Origin of the sequence: Paraburkholderia acidicola, from assembly GCF_002362315.1 — a bacterium.
Classification (GTDB): Bacteria; Pseudomonadota; Gammaproteobacteria; order Burkholderiales; family Burkholderiaceae; genus Paraburkholderia; species Paraburkholderia acidicola.
The window spans coordinates 828,751-841,820 of the sequence record NZ_MTZV01000004.1 but is presented as its reverse complement, the minus strand read 5'-3'; the positions used below and the strand labels follow the sequence as shown (position 1 = coordinate 841,820).

11 protein-coding genes are annotated in these 13,070 nt (G+C 63.8%); 4 read left to right on the top strand and 7 right to left on the bottom strand.

Annotated features, from left to right (window positions below):
- Positions 1-84: 84 nt before the first annotated feature.
- The 5 genes from BWP39_RS14000 to BWP39_RS13980 form a co-directional block, all read right to left on the bottom strand.
- A complete protein-coding gene (locus BWP39_RS14000) occupies positions 85-2,238 on the bottom strand; it encodes a site-specific recombinase (RefSeq protein ID WP_096721065.1) in 2,154 nt (717 codons plus the stop codon).
- Between the two features lie 251 nt (positions 2,239-2,489).
- Positions 2,490-3,257, bottom strand: coding sequence for a PqiC family protein (locus BWP39_RS13995; RefSeq protein ID WP_096721063.1), 768 nt, complete (start codon positions 3,255-3,257; stop codon positions 2,490-2,492).
- The gene (locus tag BWP39_RS13990; protein WP_096721061.1) at positions 3,254-4,870 is read right to left on the bottom strand and encodes a PqiB family protein; all 1,617 of its coding nucleotides are present in this window, start codon (positions 4,868-4,870) and stop codon (positions 3,254-3,256) included. Before BWP39_RS13990 ends, BWP39_RS13995 begins: the two co-directional genes overlap by 4 nt.
- Complete coding sequence (locus BWP39_RS13985) at positions 4,863-5,558, bottom strand: paraquat-inducible protein A (protein ID WP_096721059.1); 696 nt, start codon at positions 5,556-5,558, stop codon at positions 4,863-4,865. Before BWP39_RS13985 ends, BWP39_RS13990 begins: the two co-directional genes overlap by 8 nt.
- Positions 5,559-5,565: 7 nt before the next feature.
- Positions 5,566-6,285 carry a paraquat-inducible protein A gene (locus tag BWP39_RS13980; protein WP_096721057.1) on the bottom strand — a complete coding sequence of 240 codons (720 nt, stop codon included), beginning with the start codon at positions 6,283-6,285 and terminating at the stop codon, positions 5,566-5,568.
- A 378-nt stretch (positions 6,286-6,663) separates the two neighbouring features.
- On the opposite strand from BWP39_RS13980, the gene BWP39_RS13975 reads away from it, so the two are divergent.
- From BWP39_RS13975 to BWP39_RS13960, 4 genes are all read left to right on the top strand, one after another.
- On the top strand, positions 6,664-7,224 hold the full coding sequence (locus BWP39_RS13975; protein WP_096721055.1) for a cytochrome b: 561 nt from the start codon (positions 6,664-6,666) through the stop codon (positions 7,222-7,224).
- Between the two features lie 8 nt (positions 7,225-7,232).
- On the top strand, positions 7,233-7,796 hold the full coding sequence (locus tag BWP39_RS13970; RefSeq protein WP_096721053.1) for a YceI family protein: 564 nt from the start codon (positions 7,233-7,235) through the stop codon (positions 7,794-7,796).
- Between the two features lie 71 nt (positions 7,797-7,867).
- The gene (locus BWP39_RS13965; protein WP_096721051.1) at positions 7,868-8,446 is read left to right on the top strand and encodes a YceI family protein; all 579 of its coding nucleotides are present in this window, start codon (positions 7,868-7,870) and stop codon (positions 8,444-8,446) included.
- A gap of 225 nt (positions 8,447-8,671) precedes the next feature.
- The gene (locus BWP39_RS13960) at positions 8,672-9,949 is read left to right on the top strand and encodes an MFS transporter (protein ID WP_096721049.1); all 1,278 of its coding nucleotides are present in this window, start codon (positions 8,672-8,674) and stop codon (positions 9,947-9,949) included.
- A gap of 95 nt (positions 9,950-10,044) precedes the next feature.
- On the opposite strand, the gene secF is transcribed toward BWP39_RS13960, so the two are convergent.
- Both secF and secD read right to left on the bottom strand, forming a co-directional pair.
- Positions 10,045-10,995 carry a protein translocase subunit SecF gene (secF, locus tag BWP39_RS13955; RefSeq protein WP_091009981.1) on the bottom strand — a complete coding sequence of 317 codons (951 nt, stop codon included), beginning with the start codon at positions 10,993-10,995 and terminating at the stop codon, positions 10,045-10,047.
- Positions 10,996-11,013: 18 nt separating this feature from the next.
- The gene (secD, locus tag BWP39_RS13950; RefSeq protein ID WP_096721047.1) at positions 11,014-13,050 is read right to left on the bottom strand and encodes a protein translocase subunit SecD; all 2,037 of its coding nucleotides are present in this window, start codon (positions 13,048-13,050) and stop codon (positions 11,014-11,016) included.
- Between the last annotated feature and the right edge of the window lie 20 nt (positions 13,051-13,070).

The window sequence follows — 13,070 nt, the reverse complement described above, 5'->3', positions numbered from 1 at the left end:
GACCCTGCCGGCGCGGCACGAGCCCGGTGCGTTTCTGCCGATATGTCAGGGATACGGGCAGGGCGCCCCAGGGCGGACTAACCGCTAGCCAGCCTCGCGCGACCGCCGCACCGGCCAGACGAGATCGAGCGGATGACGCAGCACATGCCGCAGGAACGCCCCGCGCAGCGAGCGCACGTCCTTCGCCCGCAAGTCGCGTGAGCGCACCGCCATCAGGAACGCCAGTGCAAAGCTCACGGCGACGTTCAGCACCGCCATGCTGAACGTGCCGGCCAGCGCCCACCATAGCTCGGGCGTATTGAATGCGCCTTTGCCGAGCACGCCGAGCGCAACGCCGATCGAACCTGAACTCAGCGTGACGTGCCGGACTTCGAAGCTGAAGGCGAGCGCCGTGACGATTGCCGGAACGAGGCCGAGCATCAAACCGAGCGTGACATTGCCGATCACACCGGCGATGTTCGAGCGACAGAACCCGGCGAGCCGCGTCGCGCCCGCGACCCCGAGCGTCATCCGTAGCCGCCGGTTGTAGGCGAGCGCGTCGCCGACCCGGTGCAGCACGAACCAGTTGTCGGCCCAGCCCGCGAGCAGGCTCGACGACCACAGCAGCACGCCGGTCAGCGCCGCGTAGAACGGCGTCGGGCCGAGCAGCGAGAACGAATGCAGCGTTGCGTGGGCCTTTTCCGGCGAGATCAGGTTCGCGCCGAAGACGCCATGCCACAGCAACTGCACGACGAGACACACGGGGAACACGACCGCGACATTGCCGAACACCGCCGCCGACTGTGTACGGATCAACGCAACCACCGACGCGACGAAGTTATCCATCCCTTCGCGCGTGCCGGTCCCGTCGAGTTCGCGCGCGAGCGTCGGCGCGGTCATTGCGGGTTGCTTGGTGGCGAGCGAGAAGTGCAGGAAGTGCATCAGCAGGAAACTGGCCGCGTAGTTGATGCCGGCGAGTAGCCCTTCGAACATCGACTGCAGATGCGCCCCCGTGATCGCGAATTTCACGCACACGGTGACGACGGTCACGAGCCCGCCGCCAGCCGCCATGCGGAGCATCTTCAGATACTCGGCGCGATCGCGTGCAATGTAGTGCTCGCCGGTGTCCGCGCTGTACTCGACGACCTTGCGTGCAAGCAGCGAGAAATTGCTACGCAGCAGATGCGCCACGCTCTGGCTCGCGTGATTCGCGTTCACGAGTTCGGCGACGAGGCGTGCGCCTGCGTGCAGGTCGTCGGCGGCCATCCAGGCATCGAGCAGCAACTCGGCGCGCACGATGCGCATGCGCATCCGCTCGACCTGGAAGACGATGTCGACGCTCACGCCGTTGCGGTAGAGGTGCGAAAAGACGTTGTCGGTGGCGATCCGGCATTCGTCGAGCAGGATGCGCAGATAGTTGACCTCGTGCAGCAACCGGGCTGCTTCCGTGCCAGAGCCAGGGCTCGTGCCGTCGGTGCTTGCTTCGACGGCGTGATGTGCGGCCTCGACCGCAAGCATCGCGCGAGTGAGCCGGTAAAACGGCTGCTTTTCCATCGCCTTGCGTACGTCGAACGCATCGGGTGCATCGGACGCATCGGCATCGCCCAGGCGGCTGCGGACCGTCTGCGACAACCCCGTCGAACTGATCTGGCAGGTCAGGTTATGCATCGCCGCGAGCAGATCGAGCGACAGCGCGCCGCCGGGTTGCAGGTTTATTTCGCCGGATTCGTAGTCGAACAGATCGCGAATGCGCGCGAGCAGATCGGCGGGCAGCGATGCAATCCATTCGGCATCCTGCTGCGACGTGAACATCAGCGTGAACAGCGCGGACAGTTCGCGGCGATTCGGCGCGGGCGGGATCAGCGACGCTTGTGCTCGCTCGAACAGCGCGCCGAAGAAGCCCGAATGCACGGGCATGCCGGCGTCGCACAGCAACGAGATGCCGTCGCTTTCGCGCAGCACAGCACGCAGGATACCGGCGACGTTGGTCTTCCACGCGAGGTTGCGATCGAGCACGTGCAGCAGGTAGCGCACGCGCGTATGCGCGGGGATGGGGCGCGGTGCGTCGTCGGGCGTATCAGCGGTGTCGGTCTGCAGACTGCCGCCGCGATGCAGCCAGTGCGCGAGTTCGATCAGCCATTCGCTGCGCTCGGCGTAGGGCGCGTTCACGTCCGCGATCGCGAGCAGCGCATCCAGTTGATGTCCGCCGTTGCGCGAGGCGCGCCATTTTTTCAGGAACGTCTTGAGAGAACGAAGCATGGGTCAGGGTGTGTCGTGCGTGACGGTCGTTGGGTATGGACGGACTGCGCGCGGCTTCGGCATCGGGCGGGCGACGACTTTTTCTGCCGGGCGGCGAGCACGCGGTACTGCAACGCGCGGCGTGCCACCCGTTTGCGGGCGGCCTTATCGAGTCGGGTAGCAGCGCGCGGACCGGGCCGGCTTCCGGTGGCGGGGTTTGCTACTACCGATCGTTTGCAGCCGCTCTTAAGCCGCCAAGCTGGCCGCTGAATTCAACCACTGGCCCCGCCAGCCGCGTTCGCCGACGTCCCGGTCGACGCAGGCAACGGGCAAGGCACCGTTACAGGCTGCACAGTAGCCGGTGCCGCGGCACCCTTCTTCGTGGACGCAGCGGCAGCGCGCGGTTGTGGCGCAGCCGCAAGCGCACCGACGGCCGTCGCGATCTGCGCGGAGATGTCCTGCACCGCGCGCCGGTGACCCTCGACGAGCGCGTCATAACCACCCGTCACCGGTTCACTGATTATGCTGCGGCAGGTCATCACGGCCTGCGTGCGCACTGCGCGCACACTCCACACCGCGTCGATCAGCGCATGCGAACCGGGCCACGATTCGAAACGCTGCACGTTCACGCTGACCCGGTACACGGGCACGCCGTCCGGATACGCGGTGCCGGCTACATCGATTGTGCCAAGCCGTTGCGTCAGATCGACCGATAGCGCGCGCCGGATCTCGTCGCCGGGCAGCGAAGCCCAGCGTGTCTGCTCCAGCACATCGACCTGGTTCGCGCCGGTCTGCACGACGAACGATGTCTTTGCGACCTGTGCCGGCACATCGACGGGCGGTACTTCGATCAGAAACTGCGCGTGCGCCGCACTGCGAGCCGGTGCAGTGGTCGCGTCGGAGCCGAGCGTATAGAAGCGGCTCGGCGGCGACGAACAGGCGGCGAGCGCGATCAACCCCGCACAGGCTGCAATACCGCCGACCGTACGCAGCGAACGCGACGAACTAGAGAAGAGGCCGGGAAGCCAGGTTTGCGTCATGGTTTATCTCCTGGTTTGCCGCGCAACAGCGATTCGGGATGACGCTCCAGATAATCCGACAGCGCATTCAGCGACTGCAGCGTGCGGGTCAGTTCCTGCAACGCCTGGTGTACGTCGGACTGCAGCGGCGAATCCTGCTGCAGCGTCGATTCGGCGGAATTGAAAGTGTGCTTCGCGGCCGACAGTGTGTCGCGCGCCTCCGGCACCACTTCGGTGTTGAGTCGCAAGAACAACTGATCGGCGTTTTTCAGCGAGCTGTTCAGATTCGTGCCGATCTCGTCGAACGGTATCTTGTCGAGCTTCTTCGCGATGTCGGCGACCTGCAGTTGCAGTTCATCGAGCGTGTTCGGAATGGTCGGTATCTCGACCGGATCGCGTGACACGTCGATGGTGGCGGGCGCTACCTTCGGGAACAGATCGAGCGCCACGTACAGCTGGCTCGTGATCAGGTTGCCCGTGCGCAACTGGCCGCGCAGTCCGTGCTGCACGAGACGCTGCAGCAGCTCGCGGCTCGCCGGCGTGCCTGCGGCGGGCACGCTGCCGACCGAGCGCCGGCGCAGGCGGTCCGGGTACAGATTCATCGTGACCGGCATCGTGAAGTTGCGTGCCTTCGGATCGTATTCGACACCGATCGCCGTCACCTGGCCGAGCACGATACCGCGGAAGTCGACCTGTGCGCCCACCGACAGCCCGCGCAGCGACTGGTTGAAATTCATCACGACACGCACGGGCGGGCCGTCCGGCTCGCGCATGGCATCGGCCTCGTCGGCGCCGAGGCGGAAGGTTGCGTTATCCGCGGCCTGCTGGCCGACCAGTTGCCCCGGCGGCGACTGGAACGCGAGGCCGCCGGTAATCACGGTCGCGAGCGACTGCGTGTTCAACGTGAAGCCACTCGAATCGAGCCGCAGATCGACACCGCTCGCATGCCACCAGCGCGAATTCGTGCCGACGTACTGATCGTACGGCGCGCTGACGAACACCTGGATCGTGACGCCGGTGCCTTCCTTGTCGAGCGCGAAGCCGACCACCTGGCCCACCTGCACGCGTCGGTAATAGACCGGCGAGCCGATGTCGATCGAGCCGAGCGATTCACCGCGCAGCGTGAAGCGATGGCCACGCTGATCACCGGTGACGGGGGGCGGCGTTTCGAGGCCGGTATAGAGCTTTTGCGTGTCCTGCGAGTGACCCGCGTCGACACCGATGTAAGCACCGGAAAGCAGCGTGTTGAGACCCGAGACGCCGCTCGTGCCGACCCGCGGACGCACGACCCAGAAACGCGTGTCCTTCACCGCGAAGTCTTCGGCTTCCTTGGTGAGCTGCACGACGACTTCTACCTGCGTGTGATTGTTGATCAGCTTGATCGTTTTCACTTCGCCGATATCGACGTCCTTGTACTTGACCTTGGTCTTGCCGGGCTCGAGCCCTTCGGCGGAGCTGAACAGGATCGAGATGGTCGGCCCGCGATCGACGACCGATTTGACGACGAGCGCGATGCCGATCAGTGCGGCGATCAGCGGAATGACCCAGACAAGCGACGGCAGCCAGGTCCGCCTCGGTTCGATGTCGGGCTCAGGCAGGTCGGGCGGAACGATGGGGCCTTGCGGGCTAGTCATGGTTGAGGTCCTGAGCGGTAGTTCCGGTATGGCGTTTGGCGGCGTTGGCGTTGCTGTCGTCAACCCGTTTTGCGTTATCGATGTGGTCCCAGATGAGACGTGGATCGAACTGCATCGAGGCCAGCATCGTCAGGATCACGACCGAGCCGAACGCCAGCGCGCCCGGCCCTGCGGTGATCACAGCAAGTGACTTGAAGCGCACGAGCGCGACCGTCAGCGTAATCACGAATACGTCGAGCATCGACCACCGGCCGATGCGCTCGACGATCCGGTACAGCTTCGTGCGTTCGTGCGGCCGCCAGGTGGAGCGGCGCTGCGCGGTGACGGTGAGCAGCAGCAGCACCGACAGCTTCAGCATCGGCACGAGAATGCTCGCGACGAACACGATGATGGCAAGCGGCCAGTCGCCCGAGGTCCAGAAGAAGACCACGCCGCTCATGATCGTGTCGTCCTCGGAGCCGACGAGCGACGAGGTGTGCATGATCGGCAGCAGGTTCGCCGGAATATACAGCAACGCGGCCGCGATCAGCAGCGCCCACGTGCGCATCAGGCTGTCCGGGTTGCGCCGGTGCAGGACCGCGCCGCAGCGCGGGCAGTGTTGAGGGACCACCGAGCGCACGCGCTGCGACACGTGTCCACACGCGTGACAGGCGACCAGGCCGGCGCGCGACGCCGTGAGGTATTTCATCGGCGGCTCATCCCTGACGCGGTGTGACTGGCGCGGGTGCGCTGGCCGGGCGGTTCGCGACTGCGGCGCGGCCCGGCTGACCCGGATGGGCTTTCTGTTTGCGACGCGGCGCGGGGCGCGCACGCAGATCGTCGACGACGTCCCACAGCGTGCGTGGATCGAACGTGACGACGACGGCGAGCATCAGCGTCAGCGCACCGAACGCGAACAGCGCGGCCTCGGGCATCACGCGCGCGAGGCTGACCATCTTCACGATCGTCACCAGCACGCCGAGCATGAACACTTCGATCATGCCCCACGGCCGCACGAACTGGATCGCGCGCAGCACCCGGTTGAAGCCCGGCGGCACATGGCCGCGGCGCACCGGGATGAGGATGTAGAGCAGCGCGACGAGTTCGGTGAGCGGAAACAGCGTGGTCGCGCAGAACACGATGACGGCCACGATCTGCATGTTTTCGTCCCACAGCGCGACGAGCGCACCGAACAGACTGGTCTGCGACGTGATGCCGTTGGTTTCGAGTTCGACGATCGGAAAGCCCTGCGCGATCAGGAACGTGATCAGCGCGGCAACGGTCAGCGCAGTGATGCTATCGAGCCGGCCCGACACGCCGCGGTACAGCGTGGCCCCGCAGCGCGGGCAGCGCGCGGTGGCGCGGCCGGATAGCCGCGGTTTGCGAAACAGTGTGTCGCACTCGTGGCACGCAATCAGGTGGTGGTCATGTTCCATGCGGGCTAAAAGGCAAACGACGTGAATGGGGACACGCGCTGCCGGGAGGTCCGGCAACCAGTGAGGCAATAGTACCAAACGCGCCTGTGGCGGGCATTTGCGGCGGGTAAGCCGGATTTTTTTGCCGGGTCGCCCTCGATAATTTTACGCAGCGACCCGTCTCGGACAGCAACGCTCCCTCGTCGTTCCCGTTCCGCTGCGGCCCGCCAGATGCCGCTATGACGGCGTTTTTGGTCCATACCGCCTTTTACGGCTTGGGGTAGCATGGCGGCCTTAGTGCATGTTGTGTGCCTGACCGATGCGCACTGCATCGGGAATAACGGTACATGCTGGATCGTTTAACCTTCGTATAGTCTTTTTAGCTGGCCTCGACCCGCCATGACCCACGACCCATCATTCGCTCCACGCGAGTCGTATACGCGCACCGCGATTGCATTTCACTGGCTGATTGCGCTGCTAATCGTCTGCGGTTTCGCGCTCGGCTGGGTAATGACCGACATCCCCGGTTTCACGCCGACCAAGCTGCGCTATTTCTCCTGGCATAAATGGATCGGCGTGACGGTGTTCGCGCTGGCGGTGCTGCGCATCCTGTGGCGCGCAACCCATGCAGCGCCCCCGCTGTCGCGCGAGACGCCCCTGTGGCAGCGCGGTGCCGCGCACGCGGTGCACGGGCTGCTCTATGTGCTGATGGTGGCGATTCCGGTGTCGGGCTATCTGTACAGCTCGGCGGCAAACGTGCCGGTCGTGTACCTCGGTCTCGTGCCGCTGCCACGGCTGATCGCGCCCGATCCCGCTCTGAAGGTTCTGCTGAAAACCGTCCATATAACGCTGAATTACGGGCTGCTCGCACTCGTGGTGATGCACGTCGCGGCGGCGCTCAAACATCAATGGCTGGACCGCGATGGGCTGCTGTCGCGGATGATCCCTTTCCTCAAATAAGGACGACCATGAAAGTTTCGTTTTATCGATACATGCTCGCGGCGTTTGCCGCCGCGTCATTGACCGCTGCCGGCAGCGCCTGGGCGCAGGTCGATGCGGCGAAGAGCACGATTACCGCAATCTCGACGCAGATGAACGTGCCGGTGGAAGGCAAGTTCACGAAATTCACCGCGCAGGTATCGTTCGATCCGGCCAAGCCGGCGGCGGGCAGTGCGCAGTTCACGATCGATGTCGGCAGCTACGATCTCGGCGATGCGTCTTACAACGATCAGGTGCGCGGTAAGGAGTGGTTCGACACGAAGACCTATCCGAGCGCGACGTTCGTTTCCACGGCGATCGCGGCGGCTGGCGGTAACCAGTTCAAGGTGACCGGCAAGCTGACCATCAAGGGCAAGTCGCAGACCGTCGTCGTACCCGTCACGGTCACGCAGCAGGGCACGACGCAGACCTTCGACGGTTCACTGCCGATCAAGCGCTCGCAGTTCGACATCGGTACGGGCGAGTGGAAGGACACGTCGGTGGTCGCCGACGCGGTGACGATCAAGTTTCACATCGTCGCAGCACATAAGTAAGCGCAGTCGTTTGATATAACCGAAAGCACCGCACTACACGCGGTGCGCTTTCTTCAAAGAAGGAGCATCACTTGAAAAAGACCCTCTTGATCGCTGCTGGCGCACTCGCGTCGTCGCTGTCGTTCGGCGCATTTGCCGCCGATACCTATCAACTCGATCCGCAGCATACCGCCCCGAGCTTCGAGGCTGATCACTTCGGCGGCCTGTCGGTGTGGCGCGGCAAGTTCACGAAGAGCTCGGGCACGGTCACGCTCGATCGTGCGGCGAAGACCGGCACGGTCGACGTCACGGTCGACCTCTCGTCGGTGCAGATCGGCAATGCCAAGCTCGACGCCGAACTGGTCGGCGACAAGTTCTTCGACGTCGCGAAGTTCCCGACGGCAACGTACAAGGGCACGCAGATCCGCTTCGATGGCGACAAGCCGGTCGAAGTGATCGGCGCGCTGACGCTGCACGGCGTGACCAAGCCGCTGAATCTCGAGATCGATTCGTTCAAGTGCATCCAGCATCCGATGCTCAAGCGCGAAGTGTGCGGCGTCGAAGCGGAAGGCACGTTTAACCGCGACGACTTCGGTGTCGACTACGGTAAGACGTACGGTTTCAAGATGGCAACGAAACTGCACATCCAGGCTGAAGGCATCAAGCAGTAAGTCGCAGGACGGTTTTGTGTAGAAACCGCTTCGAGCGCTGCGGCGCCGAAGCGGTTTTTTTATGGCCTCGCCGGAGACGGGCGGATACAAGGAAGTACTCGCGCAGCTTTAATTTTTGCGGTAAATAGTGCGTTGACGCCCGACTGTTGTGCGTGCAACCAGTCGCGGCCCGCGAGGCGGCCTTGACCGTCCGCATTACATAATTCGCGCGCGACGGAGATCTGCATGAGTGCAACGACAGCAGCAAACCCCGCGGCGGTGCGCCGCGGCACGTGGCGCGCGGTGGTCGCCGCGTCGATCGGCAACGCGCTGGAGTGGTTCGACCTCGTGGTGTACGGCTTTTTCGCCGTCATCATCTCGAAGCTTTTCTTTCCGGCCGGCAACGACGCAATCTCGCTGCTGCTTACGCTGGGCACATTCGGCGTATCGTTCTTCATGCGTCCGCTCGGTGCGATCGTGCTGGGCGCCTACGCGGACCGCGTCGGCCGCAAGGCGGCGCTCACGCTGTCTATCCTGCTGATGATGATCGGTACGCTGATCATCGCTATCCTTCCGACCTACGAGACCATCGGCGTCGCCGCTCCGTTGATCCTCGTCGCAGCACGGCTGATGCAGGGCTTTTCCGCGGGCGGCGAGTTCGGCAGCGCGACCGCGTTTCTGGCCGAGCACGTGCCGGGAAGGCGCGGATTCTTCGCGAGCTGGCAGGTCGCGAGCCAGGGGCTGACCACCTTGCTCGCGGCCGGATTCGGCGCGGTGCTGACCGGTGAACTGTCGTCTGCGCAGATGGCTTCGTGGGGCTGGCGTGTGCCATTCTTCTTCGGGCTGCTGATCGGCCCCATCGCCTGGTACATCCGCACGAAGCTCGACGAAACGCCCGAATTCCTCGCCGCCGAAACCACCGATACTCCGCTGCGCGACACGTTCGCGAGTCAGAAGCTGCGGCTCCTCATCGCGATCGGGATCGTGGTGCTCGGCACCGTGTCGACCTATCTGGTGCTGTTCATGCCGACGTATGGCGTCAAGCAACTGGGGCTCGCGCCGTCGGTGGCGTTCCAGGCGATCGCGTTGACCGGTGTGATCCAGCTGGTGTTTTCACCGCTGGTTGGACATCTGTCGGATCGTTATGGACGCACGTCGATCATGCTGGTGTCGGCGGTACTGCTGCTCGTGCTGATCTATCCGGCGTTCGCGTGGCTCGTCGCGAATCCGACGTTTGGTGCACTGATCGTCGTGCAGGTCGTGCTCGGTTTTCTGATGACCGGCTACTTCGCGGCGCTACCCGGCCTGCTGTCGGAAATCTTCCCGGTGCAGACGCGCACGACCGGCATGTCGCTCGCGTATAACATCGCGGTGACGATCTTCGGCGGGTTTGGGCCGTTCATCATTGCGTGGCTGATTCGCGCGACCGATACGAAAGTTGCGCCGAGCTTCTACATGATCTTTGCCGCGCTGGTGAGTCTGGTTGCGTTGATCGCTGCGCGGCGCAAGCTGGGATTCAGCTAGTCGGGCAGGGCGCCGTAAACGACAAAGGCCGGTTCAAATGAACCGGCCTTTGCGTTTTACAACTATGCAAATCTACACCGATCGCATCACAGCGCTTACACCTGCGCGCCCGCGTTCGGATCGTTCGGATCGTGGCTTTCCTTCTTTTCCTTCAGCAGATCTTCCCGCTTCACGCCGAGCCACATCGCGAGCGCCGCCGCGACGAACACCGACGAATAGATACCGAACAGAATACCGACCGTCAGTGCCAGCGCGAAGTAGTGCAGTGTCGGACCGCCGAACAGGAACATCGACAGCACCATCATCTGCGTACTGCCGTGGGTGATGATCGTGCGCGACATCGTGCTGGTGATGGCGTGGTTGATGACTTCGACCACGGTCATCTTGCGTTCGCGGCGGAAGGTCTCGCGAATCCGGTCGAAGATAACGACCGATTCGTTCACCGAGTAGCCGAGCACCGCGAGCACCGCGGCGAGCACCGACAACGAGAACTCCCACTGGAAAAACGCGAAGAAGCCGAGAATGATCACCACGTCGTGCAGGTTGGCGATCACGCCGGCCACCGCGTACTTCCACTCGAAGCGGAACGACAGGTACAGCACGATGCCGATCACCACGCAGGCGAGCGCGAGTAGACCGTCGGTGGCGAGTTCCTTGCCGACCTGCGGGCCGACGAACTGGACACTGCGCAACTCTGCCTGCGCATCGGCGCCCTTCAGTGCGCCCATCACCTGGTCGCTCTGTTGTGCGGACGTGAGGCCCTGCTTGGCCGGCAAGCGGATCAGGATGTCGCGTGAGGTGCCGAAGTTCTGCACCTGCGCGTCGGCGTAACCGAGCTTGCCAAGCGTGGCGCGCACGGGTTCGAGCACGACTGCCTGCGGATACTGCACCTCGATCACCGTGCCGCCGGTGAATTCCACTGACAGATGCAGCCCGCGATGCAGCAGGAAAAACACCGCCGCGGCGAACGTGAGCAGCGAGATCGTGTTGAACAGCAACGCCCGCTGCATGAGCGGCAGGTCTTTACGGATGCGGAAAAATTCCATGGTGTGTTTCTCCGGGACTCAGCGGGACGAGCCCGGTTTGCGCGGCGCACTGCCCGCGTCGCGACGGCGTACGACCGGCTTGCCTGGGCGTGCCGGTACTTTTGCCTTGCTGGCGGTGGTGGCAGCGCTGATGGCCTGCGCGGTGCTGGTGTCGGCGTCGCTGTTTTCCAGGTACGCTGCCGCACCGTCGACGGCAACTGCGTCGGGACGCCATACCTGACCGATCGCGAGCGACTTCAGTTTCTTCTTGCCGCCGTACCAGAGATTCACGAGACCGCGCGAGAAGAACACTGCCGAGAACATCGACGTGATGATGCCGATACAGTGGACGACCGCGAAGCCGCGCACCGGGCCGGTGCCGAACGCAAGCAGCGCGAGACCGGCAATCAGTGTCGTTACGTTCGAGTCGAGAATCGTCGCCCAGGCATGGGCGTAGCCGTTCTGGATAGCCAGTTGCGGCGGCGCGCCGTGACGCAGTTCTTCGCGTACGCGTTCGTTGATCAGCACGTTCGCATCGATCGCCATACCGAGCGCGAGCGCGATAGCGGCGATACCGGGCAGTGTTAGCGTGGCCTGCAGCATCGACAGTACGGCGACCAGCAGCAGCAGGTTCACCGACAGGCCGATTACCGAGATCACACCGAACAGCATGTAGTACGCGATCATGAACACGGCGATCGCGACGAAACCCCAGACCACCGAGTGGAAGCCCTTGCGGATGTTGTCGGCGCCGAGGCTCGGGCCGATCGTGCGTTCTTCGATGATGTCCATCGGAGCCGCGAGCGAACCGGCGCGCAGCAGCAGTGCGAGATCGGTGGCGGCTTGCGGCGTCGGCTGGCCGGTGATCTGGAAGCGGTCGCCGAGTTCGGACTGGATCGTCGCGACCGTCAGCACTTCGCCCTTGTTTTTCTCGAACAGCACCATCGCCATCGGCTTGCCGATGTTGTCGCGCGACACGCTGCGAATCGCGCGGCCACCTGCTGAGTCAAGACGGATATTGACCGACGGCCGTTGATGTTCGTCGAAGCCTGCCGAAGCATCGATGATGCGGTCGCCGGTGAAGATCACCTGCTTGCGCAGCAGCACCGGTACCTGGTTGCCTTGCGTGAACAGTTCGTCGCCCGGGGGCACCGGGTCGCCCGGATTCGGATGCAGGTTGACCGGATCGGCGAGACGCGCTTCGAGCGTCGCCGTACGACCGATGATGTCCTTCGCCTTGGCCGTGTCCTGCACACCCGGCAGTTCGACGACGATGCGATCCGAGCCTTGTTGCTGGATCACCGGTTCCGACACGCCGAGTTCGTTCACGCGGTTATGCAGTGTCGTGATGTTCTGCTTGAGCGCGGCATCCTCGACCGTTTTCTGCACGGCCGGCGTGAACGTACCCACTACCTGGTAGCCGCCGCTTGCAGCCGGCTGCGTGGACCACTGGAGTTCGCTGACACCCTTGGCAAGTTGTGTGCTGGCACTGTTGGCGACGCTCTGGTCGCTGAAGTTCACCACCACCGATTGATTGACGCGGTTCACACCGCCGTCGCGGATGTTGTTGTCGCGCAGCAGCGTGCGCGCATCCGATGCATCGGAGTCGAGCTTCTTGTTCAACGCGCCGGCCATGTCGACCTGCAGCAGGAAGTGCACCCCGCCGCGCAGATCGAGACCGAGATACATCGGCAGTGCGTGCAGCGCGGTGAGCCAGTGCGGCGACGCGCTTTGCAGGTTCAGTGCGACGATGAACTGCGGATCGCTCGGATCGCTGTTCAGTGCCTTCTGCAGCAGATCCTTCACGCGCAACTGCGTGTCGGTATCACCGACGCGCACACGGATGTTGGCGTTGGCTACCGCGTTGTCGAACGTGACTTCGTCAGGCTTGATCTGGTTCGCGGCGAGCGCGGTTTCGACCTGCGCAAGCGTGCCTGAATCGAGTTTGACCGTTGCCTTGCCGCTCAGCACCTGGACTGCGGGCGCTTCGCCGAAGAAGTTGGGCAATGTGTACACGAGGCCGATGACGAGTGCCACCAGCATCACGACATATTTCCAGAGGGGGTAACGATTCATGGGGGTGGTCCAACGGGAAG

Coding starts and splice junctions, on each gene's coding strand:
- BWP39_RS13960 (WP_096721049.1), top strand. CDS start 8,672: ATGAGTGCAACGACAGCAGCAAACCCCGCGGCGGTGCGCCGCGGCACG.
- BWP39_RS13985 (WP_096721059.1), bottom strand. CDS start 5,558: ATGAAATACCTCACGGCGTCGCGCGCCGGCCTGGTCGCCTGTCACGCG.
- BWP39_RS13970 (WP_096721053.1), top strand. CDS start 7,233: ATGAAAGTTTCGTTTTATCGATACATGCTCGCGGCGTTTGCCGCCGCG.
- BWP39_RS14000 (WP_096721065.1), bottom strand. CDS start 2,238: ATGCTTCGTTCTCTCAAGACGTTCCTGAAAAAATGGCGCGCCTCGCGC.
- BWP39_RS13995 (WP_096721063.1), bottom strand. CDS start 3,257: ATGACGCAAACCTGGCTTCCCGGCCTCTTCTCTAGTTCGTCGCGTTCG.
- BWP39_RS13975 (WP_096721055.1), top strand. CDS start 6,664: ATGACCCACGACCCATCATTCGCTCCACGCGAGTCGTATACGCGCACC.
- BWP39_RS13980 (WP_096721057.1), bottom strand. CDS start 6,285: ATGGAACATGACCACCACCTGATTGCGTGCCACGAGTGCGACACACTG.
- secD (WP_096721047.1), bottom strand. CDS start 13,050: ATGAATCGTTACCCCCTCTGGAAATATGTCGTGATGCTGGTGGCACTC.
- BWP39_RS13990 (WP_096721061.1), bottom strand. CDS start 4,870: ATGACTAGCCCGCAAGGCCCCATCGTTCCGCCCGACCTGCCTGAGCCC.
- secF (WP_091009981.1), bottom strand. CDS start 10,995: ATGGAATTTTTCCGCATCCGTAAAGACCTGCCGCTCATGCAGCGGGCG.